The organism is Microbacterium sp. NPDC097977, assembly GCF_040302605.1.
Taxonomy (GTDB): Bacteria; Actinomycetota; Actinomycetes; order Actinomycetales; family Microbacteriaceae; genus Microbacterium.
Genome location: NZ_JBEOUR010000005.1, coordinates 72,050 through 96,183, shown reverse-complemented (window position 1 = coordinate 96,183; position 24,134 = coordinate 72,050). Strand labels below are relative to the sequence as shown.

Sequence of the window (24,134 nt, the reverse complement as noted above, 5' to 3'; positions counted from 1 at the left end):
GACCGGGTTTCGTCGCGCCGACCGTCGTCGCGCGCAAGCTCGCCACCCTCGACCACCTCACCGGCGGCGGACGGGTGGCGATCCACCACATCACCGGAGGCAGCGAGGCCGATCAGCGTCGAGACGGGGATTTCAGCGCGAAGGCGGATCGCTACCGTCGCACCGGCGAGTTCATCGACGTGCTCCGACGCACGCTCACCTCCGACGAGCCCTTCGACTACGAGGGCGACTTCTATCGCGTGCAGGGGGCCTTCTCGGCCGTGAAGCCCGCGACCGAGGCCGGCATCCCGATCTTCTTCGGCGGGCTCTCCGACGGTGCGGTCGATGTCGGCGCGGGCGGGGCCGACGTGTACATGCTGTTCGGAGAGCCGCTGGCCGAGGTGGCCGAGAACATCCGCGTGATCCGCGCGGCGGCGGCCGCGCGAGGTCGCACCGTCGAGTTCAGCCTCTCGACCCGCCCGATCATCGGCGCCACCGAAGCTGAGGCCTGGGAGAGGGCCGACCGGATCCATGCCGCGACCGCGGCGCTGATCCGCGACAGGGAGTCCGGCGACACCCTGTCGTTCGCGCGCCCCCTGCAGCGCGAGCAGAACGCCGTGTCGGCCGACCGCCTGCAGCAGGCGGCCCAGCGCGGTGATGTGCACGACGAGCGCCTGTGGCTGGGCATCACGAAGCTCACGGGCCCGTCGGGCAATTCCACGGCTCCGGTGGGCACACCCGCGCAGGTCGCCGAGGCGCTGCTGAAGTACTACGACCTGGGCGTGACGCGCTTCCTCATCCGCGGTTTCGATCCGCTCGGCGACGTGCGCGAGTGGGGAGACGAGCTCGTTCCCGCGCTCCGCGAGGGCGCGCGGCTCCGGGACGAGGCGCGCACAGCACGAGAGACCGGCGCAGCCGACGAGGCGCGCGTCGCCTGACCACGCTCCCTACGGGACGAGCACGATCTTGCCCGAGGCGGCGCCGGACTCCACGAGCTCGTGGGCCCGTGCCGCCTCGGCGAGGGGGATCGCGGGGCCGAGTTCGATCGTGAAGTCGCCGGCGGCCAGCAGCTCGACGGTCGCCGCGAGCGCCTCCGCCCGCCACTCGAGTTCCTGCGCCGACAGGGGCTCGGGCGAGCCGCCGGAGAAGGCGCGGATGCCGAACGACGCCGCGTCGGGGCCCCGCACGATCGTCGCGATGCGGTCGCGGTCGGCGACGAGATCGAGGGAGACCTCGATGGCCTCGTCGGTGCCCGCGCAGTCCAGTGCCACCGTCACCCCGTCCGGGGCGGCGTCGCGCACGCGGTCGAGCAGTCCGTCACCGTAGGCGACGGGGACCGCCCCGAGCTCGCGCAGCTGCTCGTGCCGTGCGGGGCTGGCGGTCGCGATGACGGTCGCGCCCCAGGCGACGGCGAACTGCACGGCCGCCTGCCCGACCGCCCCGGAGCCGCCGTGCACGAGCAGCACATCGCCCTGCGCGACGCCGAGCGAGCGGAGGGCCTGGAACGCGGTCCCTGCGGGGATGCCGATGCCGGCGCCCTCTGCGGCGGTGACGGAATCGGGCAGGGTGACGAGCTTCTCGACCGCCACGGAGAGGTGGCTCGCGTACGTGCCGACCGTGTCGCGGATCGCCACGCGGTCGCCCACGGCGAATCCCGCGACGCCGTCGCCGACGGATTCGATCACACCCGCCCCGTCGAAGCCCACGCCCCGCGGCTCGGTGATCGGCGGTGACGGACGCTTCGCGCTGCGCAGCTTGGCGTCGATCGGGTTCACCCCGGCGGCCTCGATGCGCACCACCGCCTCGCCGCTGAGCGCGATCGGGTCGGGGACCTCGATCAGGTGCAGCACATCAGGGGAACCGAACTCCGTGTAGACGATCGCGCGAGCCATGCGTCCAGGCTACCCCCGCGCCGACAGCGCCTTCATGATGCGCTGGGGAGAGACGGGCTGGGCGGTGCCGAGGCGCTGCGCGAACACGCTCACGCGATACTCCTCCAGCAGCCACCGCGTCTCGACCAGCGAGGGCGGCGCATCGGCGGGGAGCGGGATCGCGCCCCCGGCATCCTCGAACGCCCCGGCCATCCGCTCGTACTCGCTCATCCGCGTGCGGTCCTTGCCCGGCTCGCTCGACAGAGTCTTCAGCCGGTCGAGCATCCCGTCGAGGTAGCGCGGGAAGTGCGCGAGGCGGTCGACGCCCGCGGCGGAGACGAACCCCGGGTGCAGCAGCCCCGAGAGCTGGGTGCGGATGTCGTTCAGCGGGCCGAGCAACGCGAGGGAGTTCTGCGAGCGGATGCCGCGTTCGACGTCGCGCGTCTTCGTCAGGATGCGCGCGACGAGCGACACACAGCCGAAGAGCGCGTCGACGAGTGCCGCCGACACCGCCTCCCGCACGCGGACGAACTCCGCCTCCGTGCGGATGATGCCGCCCGGCACGGTGCGATCGATCACGTTCTGCACCACTGCGGCCCGGCAGTCCTCGATGAGCGCCGCGGCCGACTGATAGGGCGATGCGGCGAGGGCGAGCTTCTCCTGGCTGGTGAGGTGCTCCTGCACGTACGACGACGGCGAGGGCACGCCGAGCAGCACGAGGCGCAGCACACCGCGGCGCGTGGCGGCCGCCGCGGCATCCGCCGTCGACTCCACCCGCACCGAGACGGTCTTGCCCTGGTCGACCAGGGCGGGGTAGCCCCGCACGACGCCGCCGGCGACGCGGGTGTCGAGGACCTCGGGCAGGTCGCCGAACGTCCATCCGGTGAGGCCGTCCTTCTCGATCGAGATGGCGACGGCGGGCGGCTGGGGCCCGTTCGAGGGGCCGGGGCGGCGAGGCGGGGCCGCGATCGACCGGGCCACGCTGGTGCGCGCCCGATCGGCGAGCTGCGCCTGCAGTGCGCTCAGGTCTCGACTCGATCCGACCACTCGGCCGCGTTCGTCGACGGCGCGGAAGTTCATCCGCAGGTGTGCGGGCACCCGGTCATCCTCGAACTCGGACGCCGAGACGAGCTGGTTCGCCAGCGGTTGGATCAGTCGCGCGAGCGCGTCCTTGAGCGTGCGTGTCGGCAGACCCCCGTGTGACTCGGGGCCGTGACCGACCAGTTCCGCGCCGAACCTGTCGGCCCAGTCGGCCGCGGGGACCACGTGCCGACGGATCGCCTTCGGCAGCGCGCGCAGCAGGCCCGTGACGAGCTCCGCTCGGAGCCCCGGCACCTGCCAGTCGAAGCCACGATCCTCGATCTGCGCGAGCAGGGGGAGCGGGATGACGACGCTCACGCCGTCGTCGGCCGCGCCGGGCTCGAATCGGTAGGCGAGTCCGAGGACCTGATCTCCCTGCGTCCACCTGGTCGGGAACTCGTTCTGATCGGCACGGCCGTCGTCGTCGAGCAGGTCGGCCTCGCGCATCACGAGGAGCTTCGGCGCGGTGGACAGCTGCTCGCGCCACCAGGTCTCGAACGAGCGCACGTCGAACACGTCGGAGGGGATGCGCTCGTCGTAGAAGCGGAAGACGGCCTCATCACCCGCCAGGATGTCGCGGCGGCGCTCGCGCTCCTCGAGCTTCTCGAGACGTCTGCGCAGTTCGGCGTTGCTGCGCCAGAAGGCGCTCACACGCTTGTCGATGCGCGTCGGGTCCCACTCGCCCTCGACCAGCGCGTGCCGGAGGAAAAGCTCGCGGGACGCCGCGCGGTCGATGCGCGCGAACTGCACACGGCGGCGAGGGATGATCTCGACTCCGAACAGCGTCACCTTCTCGTAGGCGACGGCGGCGCCGGCATCCTTCGACCAGTGCGGCTCGGTGACCTGACGCTTCGCGAGGTCGCCCGCGAGAGCCTCGGCCCAGGCCGGATCGATCGCGGCGACCGTGCGCGCGTATGTGCGGGACGTCTCGACGATCTCGGCGGCCATGACCGACTGCGGGGCCTTCTTGCGCAGCGCGGAACCGGGGAAGATCGAGAAACGGATGCCGCGCGCACCGCGGTACTCGGCCATCCGCTTCTTCTTCGGATCCACGCCCTTGCCGCTGTTGCGCTCGTCGAGGATGCCGATCTGCGACAGCAGACCCGCGAGCAGCGCGCGGTGGACCGCGTCCGGATCCGCGGCGCCGGAGCCGCCCGCGTCCTTCTCCCTGACGAGTGAGCGCAGCTGACGGTGCACGTCGAACCACTCCCGCACCCGCACGTAGTTGAGGTGCTCGGAGCGGCACAGTCGCCGGAACGCGCTCGACCCGAGCTCGCGCTGCTGTTCCCTCAGGTGGTTCCAGAGGTTGAGGATCGAGAGGAAGTCGCTCGTCGGGTCGGCGAATCGCGCGTGCATCCGGTCGGCCTCGTCGCGCACGCTCTGCGGGGCATCCTGCGACGGGCGCTCACGGACGTCCTGGATCGACATCCCCGCCACGATCGCGAGCACGTCGCGGCTGACGGCGGCGCCGCCCGATCGACCGGCCTCGATCAGCATGCGGGCGAAACGCGGGTCGATGGGGATGCGCGAGATGTCGCGGCCGATGCGGGTGAGGCGGGGGGAGTCCCCGCCGCCGGCGACGGCGCCGAGCTCGGTGAGCAGATCGACGGCCGCCTTCACGCCCCGGGAATCGGGAGGAGTGAGGAAGGGGAAGGCGGTGATGTCGCCGAAGCCGAGCGACAGCATCTGCAGGATGACCGAGGCGAGGGAGGTGCGCAGGATCTCGGGCTCGGTGAACTCCGCCCTCCTGTCGAAGTCCTCCTCGCTGTAGAGCCGGATCGCGATGCCGTCGCTCGTACGGCCCGCACGGCCCGAGCGCTGATTCGCCGAGGCCTGCGAGATCGCCTCGATGGGCAGGCGCTGCACCTTCGACCGACTGCTGTAGCGCGAGATGCGCGCGGTGCCGGTGTCGATCACATAGCGGATGCCCGGCACGGTCAGGCTGGTCTCGGCGACGTTCGTGGCGAGCACGACGCGTCTGCGCACGCCGGCCACCCGGCTCTTCTCGAACACCCGGTGCTGCTCGGCGGCCGACAGGCGTCCGTACAGCGGCAGGACCTCGGTGGGGGAGCGGTCCTTCGCGTACGCCCCGCGCACGGCATCCGCGGCATCCCGGATCTCGGCCTCGCCGGGGAGGAACACGAGCACGTCGCCCGGCTCCTCGCGATCGAGCTCGCGCAGGGCCGCGACGATCGCGGTCACCTCGTCGACCTCCTCCGCGGAGCCGGTCTCGCCGGTTTCGCCGTTCTCGTCGGTCTGCGCGCGGTAGCGGATCTCTACCGGGAAGGTGCGACCGGACACCTCGATGACCGGGGCGGGCTCGCCGGCAGCGGTGGCGAAGTGGCGCGCGAAGCTCTCGGGATCGATCGTCGCGGAGGTGATGATCACCTTGAGATCGGGGCGCTCGGGGAGGATCCGCACCAGATAGCCCAGCAGGAAGTCGACGTTGAGCGAGCGCTCGTGCGCCTCGTCGATGATGATCGTGTCGTAGCGGCGCAGCAGTCGGTCGCGGTGGATCTCGTTGAGCAGGATGCCGTCGGTCATCAGCGCGATGCGCGTCTCGTCGGACACCTTGTCGGTGAAACGCACCTTGTACCCGACGACGCCGCCCAGCTCCACCTGCAGCTCCTCGGCCACGCGCTCGGCGATCGTGCGGGCGGCGAGGCGGCGGGGCTGGGTGTGGGCGATGCGCTCACGGCCGAGGTCGAGGCAGATCTTCGGCAGCTGCGTGGTCTTGCCGGATCCCGTCGCGCCCGCCACGATCACGACCTGATTGTCGCGGATGGCGTCGGCGATCTCGTCCCGCGCGGCGCTGACGGGCAGCTCGGGAGGATAGAAGATGACGGGGGAGGACATAGAACTCCCATCGTACGATTCATCCGTGAGCACTGCGTCGTCGTCCCTCCCCGCCACCCGGTGGTTCCGCGAGTTCGGGCGGTCTCCCCGCATCCTGGGTCTCGACATCGCGCGGGGTCTGGCGATCCTCGGGATGGCCGGCGCGCACATCGGCGAGACCCCGTCCTTCGATCCGATGGATCCGTCCACCTGGAGCGACCTCGTGCACGGCCGCTCCTCGATCCTGTTCGCCGTGCTGGCGGGCATCTCGATCGCCCTGATGACCGGACGCCGCACGCCGCCCGCACCCGAGCGGCTGCCCACGATCCGTCTGCAGCTGGTGGGGCGCGGCGCCGTGATCTTCCTGATCGGTCTGGCGCTGGAGATGCTGAACACCCCGATCGCGGTCATCCTCACCCTCTACGGCCTGCTCTACGTCGCCGTCATCCCGTTCCTGCGGTGGCCGCCGTGGAAGCTGCTGACGGCGGCGGGCATCCTCGCGCTCGCGGCGCCGTCGCTGCTGGCTCTGCTCGCGGCCCTCACCCTGCACCCGTACGGGGCGGGGGTGAGCCTGGTGCTGTACGGCTCGTACCCGATCACCGCCTGGCTCGCGTTCGTGCTGGCCGGCATGGCGCTCGGCCGCCTGCAGGTCGACAGGCTCGAGACCGCGGCGATCACCCTCGCCGTCGGGCTCGGTCTCATGGCGGTCGGATACGGGCTGGGTCTCGTCGGCGCGGTCGCGGGGCTTGGCGCTTCGTCGTACGACGGCGGCGGCGCCTCGGCGTCGGGCTGGAGCACCTACCCGGAGGCTCTCGCCGCCGCAGATCCGCTGGGCGCGGTGGTCTCCGCAGTCTTCGCCGTCGACCCGCATTCGGGTGGGACCGCCGAGATCCTGGGCTCCGGGGGCTTCGCGCTGTGCGTCGTCGCCGCGTGCCTGCTGCTGAGCGGCCCGCTGCGCTGGGTGCTGCTCCCGCTGGGCGCCCTCGGATCCATGCCGCTGTCGGCATACACGGTGCACGTCCTCTCCACCGCTCTCGTCGGCGGACCCGGGGGCTTCTTCGCGAGCAACGCGTTCTGGGGTGCCACGGCCATCTGTCTGCTGCTGATCTCGACCGTGTGGTCGATCCTCTGGGGACGCGGTCCCCTGGAGAGGCTGGTCGGACGTGCCGCGACGAAGATGGCCGCAATCCCGAGCGGCGCCGTCCCGACGGACCCTGCACAGGCCACGGGTCGTAGGCTGGAATCATGACGATTCCAGCACTCGAACTCAACGACGGACACTCCATCCCCCAGCTCGGGTACGGGGTGTTCAAGGTCCCGGCCGACGAGACCGAGCGTGCCGTGAGCCAGGCGCTCGAGATCGGCTATCGACACATCGACACCGCCGCCATCTACGGCAACGAGGAGGGCGTCGGCGCCGCGATCGCCGCCTCCGGTCTCGCGCGTGACGAGCTGTTCATCACCACCAAGCTCTGGAACGACCGTCACCACGACGAGGAGCCGCGCGCGGCGATCGGCGAGAGCCTCGACAAGCTCGGTCTCGACGCCGTCGACCTGTACCTCGTGCACTGGCCCACGCCCGAGAAGGACGACTACGTGCACGCCTTCGCGAAGCTGGTCGAGCTGCGCGAGGCCGGCCTGACGCGCAGCATCGGCGTCTCGAACTTCCTGGTCCCGCACCTCGAGCGCGTCGTCGCCGAGACCGGTGTGACCCCGGCGGTCAACCAGATCGAACTGCACCCGGCCTACCAGCAGCGCGACATCGTGGACTGGGCGACCGCGCACGGCATCCGCATCGAGTCCTGGGGTCCGCTCGGACAGGGCAAGTACGACCTGTTCGGCACCCCGGCCATCGCCGACGCCGCCTCGGCGCACGGCGTGACGCCCGCCCAGGCGGTGCTGCGCTGGCACCTGCAGAAGGGGTTCATCGTGTTCCCCAAGTCGGTGCGCGAGGAGCGGCTGCGCGAGAACCTCGATGTCTTCGGATTCGAGCTCACCGAGGCCGAGGTCGCGGCCATCGACGCGCTCGACCCGCTCGACGGATCGGGCCGCGTCGGCTCGCACCCGAACGATGTGAACTGAGGCCAGGTGCCCTGACCCGGTCCGGACGGAGACGTCCCGTATCGACAGATGACGCCCCGTGTCGCCGCTCGCGACACGGGGCGTCGTCGTGAGTAGCGTCGTCGGCATGACTGCTCCCTACCGCGTCGTCGCCGTCTCCGGATCCCTGCACGAGCCCAGCAAGACCACGGCGCTCATCCGTGCCATCGCCGATGCCGTCGCCGAGCGCGCGGAGGTCGAGATCGAGATCGTCGAGCTCACCGACATCGGACCCTCGCTCGCGGGTGCGCTGCGCCGCGATCAGCTGCCGGCCGAGGTCGAGGAGAAGCTCGTCGCGATCGAGACGAGCGATCTCCTGATCGTCGGGAGCCCCGTCTACCGGGCCTCGTTCACCGGGCTCTTCAAGCACCTGTTCGACTTCGTCGGTCAGTACGAGCTCGTCGGCAAGCCGGTGCTGCTCGCCGCGACCGGCGGCGGTGAGCGCCACGCCCTCATCATCGAGCACCAGCTGCGACCGCTGTTCGCGTTCTTCCAGGCGCTCACCCTGCCGGTCGGCGTCTACGCCAGCAACACCGACTTCGACGGCTACGTGATCGCCTCGGAGGTGCTGCGGGCGCGGATCGCGCTGGCGGCGGAGCGCGCCCTGCCGCTCGTGGGCTACGCGGCCTCGCGTCCCGCCGAGCAGCTCCTCGTGTCCTGAGCAGCTCCTCGCGTCCCGCCGAGCATCTCCTCGCGTCCCGCCGAGCATCTCCTCGCGTCCCGCCGAGCAGCTCCTCGCGTCCCGCCGAGCAGCTCCTCGTCTCCTGAGCTGCTCGTCTCCCGGCGCCTCCCGGTCTTCGCGGCGGCGTAGCGTGAGAGCATGACCAACCGGCTCGCCGACACGCTCAGCCCCTATCTCCGCGCTCATGCCGACAATCCGGTCGACTGGTATCCCTGGGGACCCGAGGCGTTCGCCGAGGCCCAGCGCCGCGACGTGCCCCTGATGATCTCGATCGGGTATTCGACGTGCCACTGGTGCCATGTCATGGCGCGCGAGTCGTTCGCGGATCCCGAGACGGCCGCGCTCATCGATCGCGACTTCGTCGCGGTGAAGGTCGATCGCGAGGAGCATCCCGACGTCGACGGCGCCTACATGGCTGCCGCGTCGGCGTTCACGCAGAACCTCGGCTGGCCGCTCACGGTCTTCACGACGCCCCGCGGGCGGGCGTTCTATGCCGGCACCTACTGGCCGCCCGAGGCGCGACAGCCGATGCCCGCCTTCCGTGACGTCCTCGCGGCCGTGCACGAGGCCTGGACCGTCCGCCGCGGGCAGGCGGAGGAGTCCGCGGATGCGGTGACCGACGCGCTGGCGCGGGCGGCGACCTCGACGCCCTCCGATCTGCCGGATGCCGCCGCGATCGCCGCTGCGGCCGGGGCGATCGCCGCGCGCGAGGATCCGCAGTTCGCCGGCTTCGGGGGCGCGCCCAAGTTCCCGGTGGCGACGACGCTGGGGCTGCTGCAGACCCCGCTGGTGCGCCGGGAGGCCGCGGATGCCGCGGCGGCGGCCGAACGGGCGCTCGCGGCGATGGCGGCATCCGATCTGCGCGACGCCGACGGCGGCTTCTTCCGTTACGCCACCCAGCGCGACTGGACCGTGCCGCACTACGAGCGGATGCTGACCGACAACGCGCAGCTGCTCCTCGTGGCTCTCGCCGCGGACGACGAGCCCACGGTCCGCGGCATCGCCGGGTTCCTGCTCGACACGCTCCGCCTCGACGGGGGAGGGTTCGGCGCCGCCCAGGACTCGGAGTCGTGGATCGACGGCGCGCGCAGTGAGGGCGGCTACTACCTGCGGGCGGTGTCGGAGCGGGCGGGCCTGGAACCGCCGTCGGTCGACGGCAAGGTGATCACGGGCTGGAACGGGCTGGCGATCGCCGCGCTCGCCACGGCGGGAGCGACGCGTGCCGAGTCGTCGTGGGTGCGCGCGGCGCAGGAGGCCGCCGAGTACGTGCTGCGGGTCAACACGGACCCGGCCGGGAGGCTCGTGCGCGCCTCGCTCGACGGGGTCGCGTCGGACGCGGTGGCGACGACCGCCGATGTCGCGCTGCTCGCCGACGGGCTGTTCGCCCTCGCCGTCGCGACGGGAGAGGCGGCGTGGGCCGTCTCCGCGCGCGACCTGCTCGACACCGCCATCGAGGGACTCGACGGAGATCCGCTGCTCGCCGCGCACGGCATCGCCGTCGCCCCGGATCAGAGCGACGGCGATCTGCCGTCCGGTACGGCGGCCGTCGTCGCCGCGTCGCTCACCGCCTGGCGGCTGGGGGCGGGGGAGCGGTACCGGGCGGCTGCCGCCGAGCGGGTGCGCGAGCATGCGGCATCCGCTCTCGCGCAGCCCTTCGCACACGGCAGCCTGCTGCGTGCGTCGGCCGGACTCGTCGATGCTCCCCGCCAGATCGTCGTGGTGACGGTGTCACCCTCCGGGGCCCTCGCGGCCGCCGCGCGGCGCAGCGATGCCGACCTGATCTCGATCGTCACGCCCGCCCAGGCCGAGGCGTTCGCGGACGCCGGGTTCGCGCTGTTCGAGGGCAAGGGGGCGTCGGTCGAGGGCGACGGCGTCGAGCGGGCCTTCGACTGCCGGGCGTTCGTCTGCCGGCTGCCGGTGAGCGATCCCGGCGAGATCTCCCGCTCGAGGTGACGCTCAGCAGGCAGTGCAGCCTGAGCGGGCGGTGCAGCCTCAGCGGGAGTTGCGCGGATGCTGTCGCGCGGTGCGCTCGTTGCCGCGCCGATAGTCGCCGGTGATCCGCGCCATCAGCAGCTGTGCGTCCGTGTCCGCGGCCTGTGCGAGGAAGTCGCTCGCCCGCGCGCCGCGAAGCACGGTCGCGGTCGTCCCGTGGTGGCGGATGACGACGTCATCGCCGCGCACCGTGAACTCGAAACCGGAGGGGCTGCCCATGCTGCGATCGTAGCCCGCGGGTCAGATCCAGCCCGGCATCCAGTTGTGCAGCAGCCAGAAGTCGTACGGCACGCTCATTCCCGTCCACACGGGGTAGAAGAACGCGGAGACCAGCACCACGACGACGAGGAAGATCAGCACCGTCCGTTCGCCCGCCTGTCGTCGGTGCAGCGGGTCCTCGCGCCGTCCGGCGAGGTGACGCAGCACGACGGCCAGGGCGATCGCGAGGAAGGGTGCCATCGCCACCGTGTAGAACTGGAAGATCGTGCGCTCGGGGAACAGCAGCCACGGGATGTACGTGGCGGCGAGTCCGACCAGCGCGAAGGTGAAGGCGGGCCCGACGGGGCGGCGGGAGATCCAGCCGCGGACCATCCGGTAGATGAGGTAGACGGCGGCGGCGACGCCGGCGTACCAGATGAGCGGATTCGGGATCGTCGAGATCACGGCGATGCAGTGGTCGACGCCGCACGGCGCGGGGTCGCTGCCCACCCAGACCGCCGTCGGCCGCAGCAGGAACGGCCACTCCCATGCAGGGCTGGCGTAGGGATGCCCCTTCACGAGGCCGACGTGGAAGTTCAGGATCGCCTCGTGGTAGTTCCACAGGGCGATCAGCGGGTTCGGGTCGCTCTGGCGGGCGTAGCCGCCGGAGGTCACCAACCATCCGGTCCAGCTGGTGAGGTAGACGGCGAATGCCGGGACGACCAGCAGCACGAACGACACAGGCCCCTGGCGGAAGGCGGCGGAGGTGGGCCACAGCACCACGCCGGCGCGGCGGCGGGCGAGGGCGTCGGTCACCACGACGTAGAGTCCGAAGGCGGCGAGCGCGTACAGGCCCGACCATTTCACGGCACAGGCGGCGCCGAGCGCGACACCGGCGGCGACCAGCCACGGCCGCCGCCACAGCACCCGGCCCCACATCGGGTCGGGGGCGTCGGGGTCCGCGTGTTCGAGCACCGGGATCACCCGGTCGCGGTCGATGAGGATGAAGAGCGCTCCGAGCATCAGGAAGAACGTGAGCGGTCCGTCGAGCAGCGCGGTGCGGCTCATCACGATGCTGAGGCCGTCGATCGCGAGCAGCGTCGCGGCGACGGTCGCGACGACGATCGAGCCGGTCAGACGGCGCGCGACCAGGTACACGAGCAGCACCGTGGCGGTGCCGAGCAGGGCGGTCGCGATGCGCCAGCCGACGGTGTTGTCCGGTCCGCCGACGGCCATGCCCAGGGCGATCAGCCATTTGCCCAGCGGCGGATGCACGATGAACGACCCCGCCTCCGACAGCGGAAGCTGCTGCAGGGTGATGAAGGCCTCGTTCGCGTCCTTGCCCCACGTGCCCTCGTAGCCCAGGGTCCACAGCGACCAGGCGTCCTTGACGTAGTACGTCTCGTCGAACGCGAGCTGGTGCGGATGCCCGAGGTTCACCAGACGCAGCACGGCGGCGAGCGCCGTCACGACCAGCGGGGCGAACCAGCGCAGCATCCGCCCCCAGTCCGGGTCGTCCAGGAGGCGGTCGCGCAGCCGTCCGTAGCGCGTCAGCCGTTCCTCGGGCGGAGGCATCAGCGGTGCGGGCGTGGTCACCGCTCCAGCCTAGACAACCCGGCCATGGCGTCCGCCTAAGCTGGGCGGGTGATCATCCTCGCCGCGACCCCGATCGGAAACCTCGGGGACGCGTCGCGCCGCCTCATCGAGGTGCTGGAGAACGCCGAGGTCGTCGTCGCGGAGGACACCCGCACCACCGGGCGACTGCTGCAGGCCCTGCAGATCGCGAACCGGCCGCGGCTGATCGCCCTGCACGATCACAACGAGAAGCAGAAGGCGGCCGAGCTCGCGACGCTCGCGATCGAGACCGACGTCGTCGTCGTCAGCGATGCCGGGATGCCGGCGATCAGCGACCCCGGCTACGGGCTGGTCGCCGCGGCCGTGGCGCTCGGCGTGACCGTGACCGCCATCCCCGGTCCCAGCGCGGTGCTGATGGCCCTGTCGATCTCGGGACTGCCGACCGACCGGTTCACGTTCGAGGGGTTCCTGCCCCGCAAGCCGGGGGAGCGGCGCTCGACGCTGCGCGCGCTCGCCGCCGAGCCCCGCACCATGGTCTTCTTCGAGTCGCCGGCACGGCTGGCGTCGTCGCTCGCCGACATGGGCACAGCCTTCGGTGACGACCGGCGCATCGCGGTGTGCCGCGAGCTCACGAAGTTCTACGAGGAGGTCCGCCGAGGCACCTCCGCCGAACTGGTGGAGTGGGCGACGGCGGGGGTCAAGGGCGAGATCGTGGTCGTCGTCGAGGGGGCGCCCCGCAGGGAGGCCTCGGCGGATGACGCGCTCGCGCAGGTGCAGCGGCTCGTGTCCTCCGGCATCCGTCTGAAGGATGCGTGCGCCGAGGTCGCCGCGGCCACCGGTCTCTCGTCGCGCGACCTGTACCAGGCCGCGCTCGCCGCCCGCAGCTGATGACCGCGGGGGTCGATGCCGAGATCGCGGCAGCGTACGACGCGCGCGCGGCCGAGTACGTCGCGCTGGCGGGCACGATCGCGCAGCTGGATGCTCGGGATGCGGCGGTCATCGCTGCCTGGCGCGACGGCACCGCGGGCGTGCTGCTGGACGCAGGATGCGGGCCCGGTCAGTGGACGCAGCTGCTGGCCCGAGGGGAGCGTGAGGCGCGCGGGATCGATCTGTCGGCCGCCTTCGTCGCATCCGCACGGCACCGGCACCCCGGCATCCGCTTCGACGTCGGCTCTTTCCGCGACCTGCCTCTGGAGGAGCGGTCGGTCGGCGGCATCATAGCCTGGTATTCGCTGATCCACGTCCCTCCGGGGGATCTGCCCGAGATCCTCGCGGAGTTCGCGCGGGTGCTGGTGCCCGGTGGCAGCCTCCTGATCGGGTTCTTCGAGGGCGAGCCGCGAGAGCGCTTCGCGCATGCGATCGCTCCGGCGTACTTCTGGTCGGCCGACGCGCTCGCCGCGGTGCTGGCGGAGACGGGGCTCGAGGTCGTGTCGTCGGAGAGCCGCGGGCGCGAGCCCCACGAGGTCAGCACCCGGCCGCACGGGTCGCTCATCGCGCGCTCGACACCCGGGTAGCCTGGTGCACACCCACCCGGAGGAGGAGCGAGCGTGAGCAGGAAGGCGACCGTCTACGACGTCGCGGAGCGCGCCGGCGTGTCGATCGCGACGGTGTCGCGCGTGCTGCGGCAGCCGGATGCCGTGCGCCCCGCCACGCGCGAGCGCGTGCTCGACACGGTCTCCGAGCTCGGGTACGTGCCCAGCGGCAGCGCGCGCGGACTCGCGGAACGCCGCACCGGCGTGCTGGGGCTGTACTTCCCGGGGTTCGACGCGTCGGAGGACGCCCCGGTGCTCGACGTGCTCGCCGAGGGGCAGTCCGCCCGGCCGTCGTTCACGGTCGAACAGCGCACCACCGACGCAGGCGTGCCGCAGCCGACCATGCTGTTCCTCGACGAGGTGCTGCGCGGTGCCGAGCTGGAGGCGTGGAAGCAGGGTTTCGTGCTCATGATCGGTGTCGGTCGCGACGATCCCGGCCGGGAGACGGTGCGCGACATCGCCGGCCGGGTCGACGGACTGATGGTGCTGGCTCGGAGCGTGCCCGACGACGTGCTCGCCCGGCTCGCCCGGCGGATCCCGGTGGTCGTGCTGTCGGGGCCTGCGCGCGGCGACAGCTACGACCACGTCACGGTGGACAACGCCGAGGCCATGGCGGAGCTGACCCGCCTGGTGCTCGCGCAGGCCGACCCCGGCGGCATCGCCTTCGTCGGGGGACCTGCGGATTCTCCCGACGGTGCGCAGCGGTGGGACGGCTTCGCCGCCGCCGTCGCCGAGGCGGGGCTCGCCCTCGATGACGTGACCGTGCTGCGCGGAGACTTCACGCGCGCGTCGGGTCACGCGGCGGCGCAGACGCTCATCGACGGCGGTGCGCCCTCGGTGCTCGTGGCCGCCAACGACCAGATGGCGCTCGGAGCGATCGACGCGTTCCGCTCGGCCGGCATCCGGGTTCCCGACGATGTGCGGGTCACGGGCTTCGACGGCATCGAGGCCGCCGCGCTGTCGCGTCCGGCGCTGACCACCGTGCGGCAGCCGATGATCGATCTCGGTCGTGCCGCCGTGCAGCTGCTCTCCCGCCGCCTCGAGCGGCCGGACGCCGACCCGATGACCGTGCGCCTGCCGTTGCAGATCATCGTCCGCGAGAGCTCGCAGCGCCCCTGACCGACGGACGGCGGCGACGGCGGTCCCGGCCGCGGCGGCTCAGGCGCGGTCGTGCAGCGTGATGCGGTAGCCGTCGGGATCGGCGAACGTGAACGTGCGCCCGAACGGGCCGTCGATCGGTGCGGCGACGATCGTGTGGCCGTCGGCGACCAGCGCGTCGTGGATCTCCTGCACGTCGGTGGCATGGAGCCAGATCGCGGCGCCGATGCCCGGCTGGTCGACGGCGTCGAGGTCGGTGCCGGGAGCGATGTCGCGCAGTGCGAAGGCGATGGGAGTCGTCGTGAAGACCACGGCGTGCGGAGGGCCCGCCGGAGAGCGGACGAGACCGAGGTATCTCTCGTAGAAGGCCTGGGAGGCGGTGAGGTCGCGGGTCTGGAGGGAGACGAAGTCGGGGCCGGTGACGGGCATCAGGTGCTCTTCTCTGTTCGTGTCAGTTATCTGACATGAGTCAGCGTATGTCAGAATACTGACATGAGTCAAGACGGCGGCAGCATCGACCTCGACAGTTCGCTCGGATACCTGCTCAAAGAGGCGTCGAGCGCGCTGCGTGCGGCCATGGAGGAGGTGCTGCGGCCACTCGGGATGACCATCACGCACTACTCCTGCCTCGAGCTGCTCGCCCAGCGCCCCGGCCTCTCGAACTCCGAGCTCGCCCGCGGGGCGTTCGTGACGCGGCAGTCCATGAACGTCCTGCTCCAGACGCTGGAGCGCGACGGCCTGGTCACGCGCCCCGACGCTCCTCCGGTCGGCAAGGCGCTTCCGGCCCGCCTCACCCCGCGCGGGCGGGAGCGTCTCGCCGCCGCCACGGCGGCGGTCCGATCCGTCGAGATCCGCATGCTCGCGGGGATGACGGACGCGGATCAGTCGGCGGCCTTCCGCGCGCTCCAGAGCATGACTCGGTCGCTGCGCACTCCCGCCGGCTGACTCTGCCCAGCCGCGTCGGCTGAACACCTCCTCTCCCCGAGAGGGGGTTGCGCGGCGCAAATGTATGCGCTTACAATTGCTGGAACGGCTTCGGCCGTGGGGTGCCCCGACCCGTGGGATCCCTTCATGACACAGACGACATGAGGTGGCAGTGTGGCGAAGACGCACATGCTCCGGCGCTGGCGGAGAGCGGCGATCGTGGGACTGGCGGCAGCGGCCGTGGTCCTCAGCGGTTGCAGCATCCAGATCAGTTCGCAGCCCGATCCTTCGATCGGCGACGACACGATGCTCATCAATGCGGACAAGGGGAACCCGTTCTTCACACGGAACTTCAATCCGTACCTGACGAACACCCGCACCGCGTCGAGGTGGATCTACGAACCGCTGATCCTGGTGAACCCCCTCGACGGCACGCTCAACCCGTGGCTGGCCTCCGAGTGGACCCAACCCGATGCCCGCACGATCGTGATGACGATCCGCGATGGCGTGACCTGGAGTGACGGCGAAGAGCTGACGCCCGACGACGTGGCCTTCACCTTCCAGCTCCTCAAAGACAACCCGACCCTCGACATCAAGGGCGCGTGGCAGCACCTCGAGAGCGTCGAGACCAGCGGCGACGACATCGTCCTGCACCTGAAGACCGAAGATGCGCCGTCGCTGTCGATCCTCGGGCAGACGATGATCGTGCCGGAGCACCGCTGGGCGGACGTGAAGAACCCGGACACCTACCGCAACGAGGACCCGGTCGGCACGGGGCCCTTCGTGCTGGGCAACTACAACGACCAGCAGTACTCGATGGACAAGAACCCCGACTACTGGCAGGCCGACTCGGTCGAGATCGAGCACATCATCCTCCCCTCCACGAACTCGCAGTTGGACACCGTCAGCCGTGGGTACGACTGGGCCTACTCCTTCCTCTCCGATGTCGAGGGCACGTGGGGAGCGGCGAGCGAGCACAACTCCTGGTGGTTCCCGCCGGGCGGTGTGATCGGACTGATGCCGAACCTCGAGGTCGCCCCCTTCGACGACGTGAACGTGCGACGAGGAATCGCCCTCTCGCTCGACCGTGCCGAGATCGCGGAGACCGCCTCCGAGGGGCACATGAAGCCTGCCGGCCAGACCGGACTGATCCTCCCCAACCAGGAGGAGTACCTCGACCCCTCGATCCCCGACCAGGGTGTGATCACCCAGGATCAGGATGCCGCACTCGCGGCCTTCGCCCAGGCCGGATACACCCTCGACGGCAACCGTCTCGTGAACGCGTCGGGCGAGCAGCTCGAATTCTCGCTCACGAGCGCGAACGGCTTCACGGACTGGACGCGGGCAGCGCAGACTGTGCGCAGCCAGCTCGCCGATGTCGGGGTGAAAGTCACCCTCAAGCTCCCGCAGCCCGCGGGCTATCAGAGTGCGATCAGCACCGGAGACTTCGAGATGGCCGTGGGCGGAATGGGCAACGGCGACGTGTACCAGGCGTACAACAACCTGCTCTCCAGCGAGTTCTACGTGCCGTCGGGAGAGAAGACGGCGAACAACTTCGAGCGTTATCGATCGGAGAAGGCCGACGCACTGCTCGCGGAGTACCGCGAGACCGTGGACGCCGCCCGTCAGGCCGAGATCGTCAAGGAGCTGCAGGGCATCGTCTACGACGAGATGCCCGTGATCGGCCTCTACTACGGCGGCATCTGGGGGCTGTTCAACGACGCCAAGTTCACCGGGTGGCCCTCGGCGGAGGACCCGTACATGATCCCGCAGAACTATGACTCCGCGCCGCTGATGATCTTCACGCACCTGAAGCGCGTCGAGGAGGGGGACCGATGAAGTACTCGCTCCAGAAGTTCGGTCTGTTCGTGCTCACCCTGTGGGCTGCCGTCACCCTGAACTTCTTCCTGCCCCGCTTGATGCCCGGCTCCCCGGCGGATGCCGCCATCGCCAAGCTGTCCCAGAACGGGCCGGTGTCCGATGCGACCCGCGCCGCGATCGAAGCGCAGCTCGGCGTCCCCACCGGATCGATGTGGGATCAGTACGTCGCCTATCTCGGACAGGTGGTCCGGCTCGACTTCGGCGTCTCCTACACGTTCTATCCGCAGTCCGTGTCGAGCATGGTGTCGACCGCGCTGCCGTACACGATCGGCCTGGTCGGCATCGTCACGATCCTCGCCTTCGTGATCGGCACGCTGATCGGCGTCGCCGCCGCGTGGCGCCGCGGCACCTGGCTCGACTCGCTGCCGACGCTGACCGGCTCGTTCCTCAGCACCTTCCCGTATTTCTGGACCGCGCTGCTGCTGCTGTTCTTCCTCGGGTACGTGCTGCACTGGTTCCCGACGACCGGCGCGTACGCCGCGACGACGACCCCGGGGTTCACCGGAGAATTCATCGGCGACCTGCTCAGCCATGCGGTGCTGCCCGCGCTGACGATCCTGCTGACCTCGCTCGGCGGCTGGATCATCGGCATGCGCAACGCCATGATCAACACGCTGGGCGACGACTACGTGACCTTCGCCGAGGCGAACGGGCTGCACGGCCGCACGATCGCGATCCGCTACGCCGCCCGCAACGCGATCCTGCCGAACCTCACCGGCTTCGGCCTCACCCTCGGCGGTGTGGTCGGCGGATCGATCCTCGTGGAGCAGGTGTTCGGATATCCCGGTATCGGATATCTGCTCTTCAACGCCGTGATCGGGCAGGACTACCCGCTCATGCAGGCGCTCTTCCTGATGATCACCGTCAGCGTGCTCGTCGCCAACTTCCTCGTGGACATCCTCTACGGGGTACTCGACCCGAGGACTCGCCGATGACCTCCACCATGAACGTCAAGGTTCCCGCCGAGCGGATCGCGGCTCCCAGCCCGTGGCGCTCGTTCGCCCGCATGGTCGGCACGCTCTGGTCGAACGGCAAGGCCAGGCTCGGACTCATCATCCTCGGACTCTTCGTCGTGGTGGCGGTGTTCGCGCCGTTGATCGCGCCGTACGGGGCCAAGGACAACTCGTTCGAGCGCAACGCCGACGCCTCGTGGGCTCACTGGCTCGGGACGACGGCCGCCGGGGAGGATGTGCTGAGCCAGCTGATCTTCGGATCGCAGATCAGCCTGCTGGTCGGCCTCGCCGCCGGCATCCTCTCGACGATCGTCGCCGTGCTGATCGGTCTCAGCTGGGGGTACATGCGCGGATTCCTGGGCGAGGTGGTCGGCTTCATCGTCAATCTCTTCCTCGTGATCCCCGGTCTGCCCCTCATGATCGTGATCGCCGCCTACCTGCAGAACGGCGGCATCCTGATGATCATCGCGGTGATCGTCGTCACCGGATGGGCATGGGGAGCGCGTGTGCTGCGCAGCCAGACCCAGTCGCTCCGCGGCAACGACTTCGTCACCTCGGCGCAGTTCTCGGGTGACAGCCGTGCACGCATCGTCTTCCGCGAGATCCTGCCGAACATGACCTCGATTATCGCCGGGACGCTCTTCGGAGCGGCGACGGCGGCGATCCTCGCGGAGGCCGGACTCGAGTTCCTCGGTCTCGGAGACTCCAGCATCGTCAGCTGGGGCACCATGCTCTACTGGGCGCAGAACTCCAACTCCCTGCTCACGGGGCAGTGGCTGCTGCTGTTCGCCCCCGGTCTGTGCATCGCCCTGCTCGCCCTGAGCCTGACACTGATCAACTTCGGCGTGGACGGCATCTCCAATCCGCGCCTGCGTGAAGGGAAGGGCCGATGAGCGCCATGGAAGACAGCGGCATCCTGCTCGACGTGCAGGATCTGTCGGTCGAGTACGCATCGCCGGGCACCAAGCCGGTCACCGCGGTCGAGAGCGTCTCGTTCTCGCTGCGACGCGGCGAGTTCGTCGGGCTCGTCGGGGAGTCCGGGTCGGGCAAGTCGACCCTGGGCTTCGCGCTGACCCGTCTGCAGAAGCCCCCGGCGCGCATCAGCGGCGGCCGCATCCTGTTCGACGGCCGCGACATCCGCGAGCTGAACGCGGAGGAGCTGCGGCGTCAGCGTCAGGGCGGGTTCGCGATGGTGCTGCAGTCCGGCATGAACGCGCTGAACCCGGTGCGCACGGTCGGCAATCACTTCCGCGACATCTTCGCCGCCCACGGGCACGTCCCCCAGAAGGATCGGGAGGCCAGGGCCGAAGAGCTGATCGGCAAGGTGGGCCTCGACCGTTCAGTGCTCGCGAGGTATCCGAGCGAGCTGTCCGGTGGAATGCGCCAGCGCACCTCGATCGCTCTCGCGCTTTCGCTGGAGCCCCAGCTGATGGTGTTCGACGAGCCGACCACGGCCCTCGACGTGCTCGTGCAGCACGCCGTCATGGACACGATCAAGGACCTGCAGCGGTCCGAGCACTTCACCGCGATCCTGATCAGCCATGACCTGGGCATCGTGCTCGAGGCCACCGATCGGGTCATGGTCATGCACGAGGGGCGGATCGTCGAGGACGCACCGAGCATCGACATCCTCACCAGGCCGCAGGACGAGTACACGCAGATGCTGCTCAGCCACTACGCCGACCCGAGGGCCGAGTCGATCTCGATCCCCGGCTTCGTCGACCTGGGCACGCGCCGACGCGAGGGACGGTCGCGCACCGACGTCACCGAGACGGTGCCGACGGTGTCGCAGCGGGACACGCGCCGTGCGGATGCCGCGATCGTCGTCGAGGGCGTGTCGAAGCGGTACCCCGCACCCCGCCGCGGCGAGAAGCCGGTGACGGCGGTCGACGACGTGTCGTTCCGGCTCGAACCGGGTGAGGCGCTCGCCCTCGTCGGGGCGTCGGGCTCGGGCAAGTCGACGATCGCGAAGCTCATCACGGGCGTCGAGAAGCCCACCGACGGCACCGTGCGGTTCGGCGACGTCGATGTGGCGACCCTCGGCCGTAAGGGGCTGCGCGATCTCCGCAAGGACGTCCAGATGGTCTTCCAGGACCCGTATGCGGCGCTCAACCCGCTGCACACCGTCGAGTACGCGCTCAGCCGTCCGATCCGCAACTACACGAAGCTCCGCGGGCAGGAGGCGCGGGATCGCATGCTCGAACTCCTCGAGACGGTGGGCCTGACACCGGTCGAGCAGTTCGCGGCGAAACTCCCGCACCAGCTCTCGGGCGGCCAGCGTCAGCGCGTGGTCATCGCGCGCGCGCTCGCCAGCGACCCGCAGGTGCTGATCGCCGACGAGCCCGTCTCGATGCTCGACGTGTCGCTGCGCGCGGGGGTGCTCGCCCTGCTCGAGGACCTGCGTGAGCGGTGGGGCATCAGCATGCTCTACATCACGCACGACCTGCTGAGCGCGCGCCTGGTCACCGAGAACATCCTGGTGCTCAACAGCGGACGGGTCGTCGAGCGGGGAGAGACCGCCCAGGTTCTGCAGCATCCCGAGGACCCGTACACGGTCCAGCTGCTGGATGCCGTGCCCAACCCGTCACGCATCCGATAACCCGTCATTCACCGATAGCCCGTCATTCACCGACGGACACCTCACCCGACGAACACGAGAGGGGCGCACCTGTGCTCACATTCCCTGACGGCTTTCTCTGGGGCGCCGCGACCGCGGCCCATCAGGTGGAGGGGAACAACACGACCAGCAACTGGTGGACGATGGAGCATGCTCCCGGGTCCCCGATGGTGGAGCCCTCGGGCGACGCCGCGGACCACTTCCACCGGTATCCGGAAGACATGCGGCTTCTCGCCGATGCCGGACTGAACTCGTACCGCTTCTCGCTGGAGTGGGCGCGCATCGAGCCCGAGCGCGGCTTCGTGTCGCGGGCGATGCTCGACCACTACCGGCGGATGATCGACACGGCGCGCGAGAACGGGCTCGACCCGACGGTGACCCTGATGCACTTCACGGTGCCGCAGTGGTTCCAGAAGGACGGATTCTGGCGGGCGGATGATGCGGTAGACCTCTTCTCGCGCTACGTCGAGACGGTGCTGCCGATCCTCGACGGCGTGACCTACGTCTGCACGATCAACGAGCCGAACATCGCGGCGATGCTCGCCGGGGGAGAGGATGCGGCCAACCTCGTCGCGTTCGGTCTGCCGAACCCCGACCTCGCGGTGGCCGACACCCTGCTCGACGCCCACCACAGAGCATCCGAGATCCTGCACTCCGTGCCTGGCGTGCAGGCCGGATGGACGATCGCGACGCAGGCCTTCCACTCCACCGGCGAGCCCGGTGCCGACGAGATGCTGGCCGAGTACGGCGACCCTCGCGATCACTGGTACCTCGACCAGTCCGCGGGTGACGACTTCGTCGGTGTGCAGGCGTACACGCGCACCTTCATCGGCCCCGAGGGCCCTCGCCCGGTCGCGGACGATGTCGAGACGACGCTCACCGGGTGGGAGTTCTTCCCCGAGGCGCTCGAGCTGGGCGTGCGCAGTGCGTGGGAGCGCAGCGGAGGGGTGCCGGTGCTCGTGACCGAGAACGGCATCGCGACCGCGGACGACACCCGGCGCATCGCGTACACCCAGGGCGCGCTGGAGGGGCTGCACCGGGCGATCTCGGACGGCATCGAGGTCAAGGCGTATCAGCACTGGAGTGCGCTCGACAACTACGAGTGGGCCAGCGGATTCCGCCCGACCTTCGGTCTCATCGGCTTCGACCACGAGACGTTCGCGCGCACGCCGAAGCCGTCGCTGGCATGGCTGGGAGAGGTGGCCCGCCGCAACGCCCTCTGACGGGGTTACCCTCGGATCATGACCAACCGGAGCACGATCGAGGAGACCCGCACGCTGCGGGGCGACCGGCTTCGATCGGCGGCCGCCGGGCTGAGCGCGGCGGTCGCCGCGGTCGGCCTGGCGGAGCTCGTCGCCGCGGTCGTGGAACCGAGTGCGAGTCCGTTCGCGGTGATCGGCAGCGGTCTGATCGACCTCGCCCCGAGCTGGGCGAAGGATGCCGCCATAGCCCTGTTCGGCACGGGTGACAAGCTCGCCCTGATCACCGGGATCGCGATCGTCCTCGTCGGCGTCGCCGCGCTCGCCGGCATCCTCGAGCGGCGGCGCGCGGGAGTGGGCGCCACGATCCTCGCCGCCCTGGGCGTGCTGGCGCTGGTCGCGGCGATGATCCGTCCCGGTGCCGGGCCGTTCGCCTGGCTTCCCGGGCTCGTCGCGGGAGCGGTCGCCGTGGTCGCCCTGCGGCTGCTCGTGCGACGGCTGAGTCCCGTACCGTATCTCCGCCCCGACGCCGAGGAGCGCCGACGGTTCCTGCTGTGGACCGTCGGCGTCGCCGCGACCGGCGTGGTGGCCCTCGTCGTGGGCAACGCCGCGCGGGGTGCGACCCGATCGATCGACGCGGTGCGCACCGCTCTGCGGCTGCCTGCGCCGACCACGCCCGCGCCTGCGGTCGCCGCGAGCGCCGAGATCGGCGTGCCCGGACTCGCCTCGGTCGTCACCTCGAACGCCGACTTCTACCGCATCGACACCGCGCTGATCGTCCCGCGCCTCGACCCGGCGGACTGGACGCTGCGCATCCACGGCATGGTCGAGCGCGAGGTGCGGATCACGTGGGACGAACTCCTCGCGCTGCCGATGCAGGAGTCCTACGTGACGCTCGCCTGCGTCTCGAACGAGGTGGGCGGAGACCTGATCGGCAACGCCCGATGGCTCGGGCATCCCGTGCGCGAGCTGCTCGCGAAAGCGGGGGTCGACCCCGATGCCGACATGGTGCTGTCGAGGTCGTCGGACGGATTCACCGCGTCGACGCCGATCGAGGCGCTGACCGATGACCGCGATGCCCTGCTGGCCGTGGCCATGAACGGCGAGCCCCTGCCGATCGAGCACGGGTTCCCGGTGCGCATGGTGGTGCCGGGGCTCTACGGCTACGTGTCCGCGACGAAGTGGGTGACCGAGCTCGAGGTCACCCGGTTCGATCGCGCGACCGCGTACTGGACGGACCGCGGCTGGTCCGAGCGTGGTCCCGTGAAGCTGCAGTCCCGCATCGACGTGCCCCGACCGGGGCAGCGGATCGACGCCGGCGATGCGGTCATCGCCGGCATGGCCTGGCAGCAGCACGTCGGTATCGAGGGCGTCGAGGTGCGCATCGATGAGGGGCCCTGGAGTCGTGCCGAGCTCTCGACCCCGATCTCGCCCGACACCTGGGTGCAGTGGCGCCTGCCGTGGGCGGCCGAGAGCGGCATGCACACCGTCGAGTGCCGGGCGCTGAGCGCCGACGGCGAGACTCAGACTTCGGAACCGGCGGGTGTCGTGCCCGACGGCGCGCAGGGGTGGCATCGCATCCAGGTCTCGGTGGCGTGAGCGCCGTTCCCGACGGCGT

At 70.4% G+C, this 24,134-nt stretch carries 20 protein-coding genes; 15 read left to right on the top strand and 5 right to left on the bottom strand.

The genetic code is table 11. The features are described 5' to 3' along the window. Positions 1 to 917: LLM class flavin-dependent oxidoreductase (locus ABTZ43_RS02635; RefSeq protein WP_350537729.1), on the top strand; the 917-nt coding region annotated here is incomplete at its 5' end. Positions 918 to 926: 9 nt separating this feature from the next. Here the strand turns inward: ABTZ43_RS02635 and ABTZ43_RS02630 are convergent. Next, positions 927 to 1,871, bottom strand: coding sequence for a quinone oxidoreductase family protein (locus tag ABTZ43_RS02630; RefSeq protein ID WP_350537728.1), 945 nt, complete (start codon positions 1,869 to 1,871; stop codon positions 927 to 929). Between the two features lie 9 nt (positions 1,872 to 1,880). Then, the gene (hrpA, locus tag ABTZ43_RS02625) at positions 1,881 to 5,786 is read right to left on the bottom strand and encodes an ATP-dependent RNA helicase HrpA (RefSeq protein ID WP_350537727.1); all 3,906 of its coding nucleotides are present in this window, start codon (positions 5,784 to 5,786) and stop codon (positions 1,881 to 1,883) included. 25 nt (positions 5,787 to 5,811) lie between these two features. Here hrpA and ABTZ43_RS02620 point away from each other — a divergent pair, with 25 nt between their 5' ends. The 4 genes from ABTZ43_RS02620 to ABTZ43_RS02605 all read left to right on the top strand — a co-directional run bounded on the left by ABTZ43_RS02620 (position 5,812) and on the right by ABTZ43_RS02605 (position 10,500). Next, positions 5,812 to 7,014: a heparan-alpha-glucosaminide N-acetyltransferase domain-containing protein gene (locus ABTZ43_RS02620; RefSeq protein WP_350537726.1), complete on the top strand. Its 1,203-nt coding sequence runs from the start codon at positions 5,812 to 5,814 to the stop codon at positions 7,012 to 7,014. Continuing rightward, entirely contained in the window at positions 7,011 to 7,847 is an 837-nt protein-coding gene (locus ABTZ43_RS02615; RefSeq protein ID WP_350537725.1) for an aldo/keto reductase, read from the top strand. Before ABTZ43_RS02620 ends, ABTZ43_RS02615 begins: the two co-directional genes overlap by 4 nt. Positions 7,848 to 7,953: 106 nt before the next feature. After that, positions 7,954 to 8,526: an FMN reductase gene (gene msuE, locus ABTZ43_RS02610; protein ID WP_149424273.1), complete on the top strand. Its 573-nt coding sequence runs from the start codon at positions 7,954 to 7,956 to the stop codon at positions 8,524 to 8,526. Positions 8,527 to 8,685: 159 nt separating this feature from the next. Next, positions 8,686 to 10,500: a thioredoxin domain-containing protein gene (locus tag ABTZ43_RS02605; protein ID WP_350537724.1), complete on the top strand. Its 1,815-nt coding sequence runs from the start codon at positions 8,686 to 8,688 to the stop codon at positions 10,498 to 10,500. A 39-nt stretch (positions 10,501 to 10,539) separates the two neighbouring features. Here ABTZ43_RS02605 and ABTZ43_RS02600 read toward each other — a convergent pair whose 3' ends face one another. Beyond that, positions 10,540 to 10,758, bottom strand: coding sequence for a hypothetical protein (locus ABTZ43_RS02600; protein ID WP_350537723.1), 219 nt, complete (start codon positions 10,756 to 10,758; stop codon positions 10,540 to 10,542). A 21-nt stretch (positions 10,759 to 10,779) separates the two neighbouring features. Next, positions 10,780 to 12,333, bottom strand: coding sequence for a dolichyl-phosphate-mannose--protein mannosyltransferase (locus ABTZ43_RS02595; protein ID WP_350537722.1), 1,554 nt, complete (start codon positions 12,331 to 12,333; stop codon positions 10,780 to 10,782). A 48-nt stretch (positions 12,334 to 12,381) separates the two neighbouring features. Between ABTZ43_RS02595 and rsmI the strand changes: the two genes are divergently transcribed. Genes rsmI through ABTZ43_RS02580 form a run of 3 tightly spaced genes read left to right on the top strand, consistent with a single transcriptional unit; the run spans position 12,382 to position 14,963 of the window. Further along, positions 12,382 to 13,200, top strand: a complete 819-nt coding sequence (gene rsmI / locus ABTZ43_RS02590) for a 16S rRNA (cytidine(1402)-2'-O)-methyltransferase (protein ID WP_350537721.1) — start codon at positions 12,382 to 12,384, stop codon at positions 13,198 to 13,200. Next, complete coding sequence (locus ABTZ43_RS02585) at positions 13,200 to 13,826, top strand: class I SAM-dependent methyltransferase (RefSeq protein ID WP_350537720.1); 627 nt, start codon at positions 13,200 to 13,202, stop codon at positions 13,824 to 13,826. Before rsmI ends, ABTZ43_RS02585 begins: the two co-directional genes overlap by 1 nt. A 33-nt stretch (positions 13,827 to 13,859) precedes the next feature. Then, a complete protein-coding gene (locus tag ABTZ43_RS02580; protein ID WP_350537719.1) occupies positions 13,860 to 14,963 on the top strand; it encodes a LacI family DNA-binding transcriptional regulator in 1,104 nt (367 codons plus the stop codon). Between the two features lie 39 nt (positions 14,964 to 15,002). On the opposite strand, the gene ABTZ43_RS02575 is transcribed toward ABTZ43_RS02580, so the two are convergent. Further along, positions 15,003 to 15,371 carry a VOC family protein gene (locus ABTZ43_RS02575; RefSeq protein ID WP_056420757.1) on the bottom strand — a complete coding sequence of 123 codons (369 nt, stop codon included), beginning with the start codon at positions 15,369 to 15,371 and terminating at the stop codon, positions 15,003 to 15,005. A gap of 63 nt (positions 15,372 to 15,434) precedes the next feature. Between ABTZ43_RS02575 and ABTZ43_RS02570 the strand changes: the two genes are divergently transcribed. From ABTZ43_RS02570 to ABTZ43_RS02540, 7 genes are all read left to right on the top strand, one after another. Further along, complete coding sequence (locus ABTZ43_RS02570; RefSeq protein ID WP_350537718.1) at positions 15,435 to 15,887, top strand: MarR family winged helix-turn-helix transcriptional regulator; 453 nt, start codon at positions 15,435 to 15,437, stop codon at positions 15,885 to 15,887. A gap of 153 nt (positions 15,888 to 16,040) precedes the next feature. Then, entirely contained in the window at positions 16,041 to 17,705 is a 1,665-nt protein-coding gene (locus ABTZ43_RS02565; RefSeq protein ID WP_262492190.1) for an ABC transporter substrate-binding protein, read from the top strand. Beyond that, entirely contained in the window at positions 17,702 to 18,682 is a 981-nt protein-coding gene (locus tag ABTZ43_RS02560) for an ABC transporter permease (protein WP_149424266.1), read from the top strand. The genes ABTZ43_RS02565 and ABTZ43_RS02560 overlap by 4 nt, the downstream gene beginning before the upstream one ends. Continuing rightward, positions 18,679 to 19,593 carry an ABC transporter permease gene (locus ABTZ43_RS02555; RefSeq protein ID WP_149424265.1) on the top strand — a complete coding sequence of 305 codons (915 nt, stop codon included), beginning with the start codon at positions 18,679 to 18,681 and terminating at the stop codon, positions 19,591 to 19,593. The genes ABTZ43_RS02560 and ABTZ43_RS02555 overlap by 4 nt, the downstream gene beginning before the upstream one ends. Before the next feature lie 5 nt (positions 19,594 to 19,598). Continuing rightward, positions 19,599 to 21,299: an ABC transporter ATP-binding protein gene (locus ABTZ43_RS02550; protein ID WP_502885301.1), complete on the top strand. Its 1,701-nt coding sequence runs from the start codon at positions 19,599 to 19,601 to the stop codon at positions 21,297 to 21,299. 71 nt (positions 21,300 to 21,370) lie between these two features. Further along, the gene (locus ABTZ43_RS02545) at positions 21,371 to 22,540 is read left to right on the top strand and encodes a glycoside hydrolase family 1 protein (RefSeq protein ID WP_350537716.1); all 1,170 of its coding nucleotides are present in this window, start codon (positions 21,371 to 21,373) and stop codon (positions 22,538 to 22,540) included. Positions 22,541 to 22,558: 18 nt separating this feature from the next. Then, positions 22,559 to 24,115: a molybdopterin-dependent oxidoreductase gene (locus tag ABTZ43_RS02540; protein WP_350537715.1), complete on the top strand. Its 1,557-nt coding sequence runs from the start codon at positions 22,559 to 22,561 to the stop codon at positions 24,113 to 24,115. Positions 24,116 to 24,134 lie beyond the last annotated feature (19 nt).

What these genes read in the sequence shown, in the direction of transcription:
- ABTZ43_RS02605 (WP_350537724.1), top strand. Translation starts at nt 8,686, where the DNA reads ATGACCAACCGGCTCGCCGACACGCTCAGCCCCTATCTCCGCGCTCAT.
- ABTZ43_RS02585 (WP_350537720.1), top strand. Translation starts at nt 13,200, where the DNA reads ATGACCGCGGGGGTCGATGCCGAGATCGCGGCAGCGTACGACGCGCGC.
- ABTZ43_RS02615 (WP_350537725.1), top strand. Translation starts at nt 7,011, where the DNA reads ATGACGATTCCAGCACTCGAACTCAACGACGGACACTCCATCCCCCAG.
- ABTZ43_RS02600 (WP_350537723.1), bottom strand. Translation starts at nt 10,758, where the DNA reads ATGGGCAGCCCCTCCGGTTTCGAGTTCACGGTGCGCGGCGATGACGTC.
- ABTZ43_RS02540 (WP_350537715.1), top strand. Translation starts at nt 22,559, where the DNA reads ATGACCAACCGGAGCACGATCGAGGAGACCCGCACGCTGCGGGGCGAC.
- ABTZ43_RS02575 (WP_056420757.1), bottom strand. Translation starts at nt 15,371, where the DNA reads ATGCCCGTCACCGGCCCCGACTTCGTCTCCCTCCAGACCCGCGACCTC.
- msuE (WP_149424273.1), top strand. Translation starts at nt 7,954, where the DNA reads ATGACTGCTCCCTACCGCGTCGTCGCCGTCTCCGGATCCCTGCACGAG.
- hrpA (WP_350537727.1), bottom strand. Translation starts at nt 5,786, where the DNA reads ATGTCCTCCCCCGTCATCTTCTATCCTCCCGAGCTGCCCGTCAGCGCC.
- ABTZ43_RS02630 (WP_350537728.1), bottom strand. Translation starts at nt 1,871, where the DNA reads ATGGCTCGCGCGATCGTCTACACGGAGTTCGGTTCCCCTGATGTGCTG.
- ABTZ43_RS02570 (WP_350537718.1), top strand. Translation starts at nt 15,435, where the DNA reads ATGAGTCAAGACGGCGGCAGCATCGACCTCGACAGTTCGCTCGGATAC.
- ABTZ43_RS02550 (WP_502885301.1), top strand. Translation starts at nt 19,599, where the DNA reads ATGGAAGACAGCGGCATCCTGCTCGACGTGCAGGATCTGTCGGTCGAG.
- ABTZ43_RS02560 (WP_149424266.1), top strand. Translation starts at nt 17,702, where the DNA reads ATGAAGTACTCGCTCCAGAAGTTCGGTCTGTTCGTGCTCACCCTGTGG.
- ABTZ43_RS02555 (WP_149424265.1), top strand. Translation starts at nt 18,679, where the DNA reads ATGACCTCCACCATGAACGTCAAGGTTCCCGCCGAGCGGATCGCGGCT.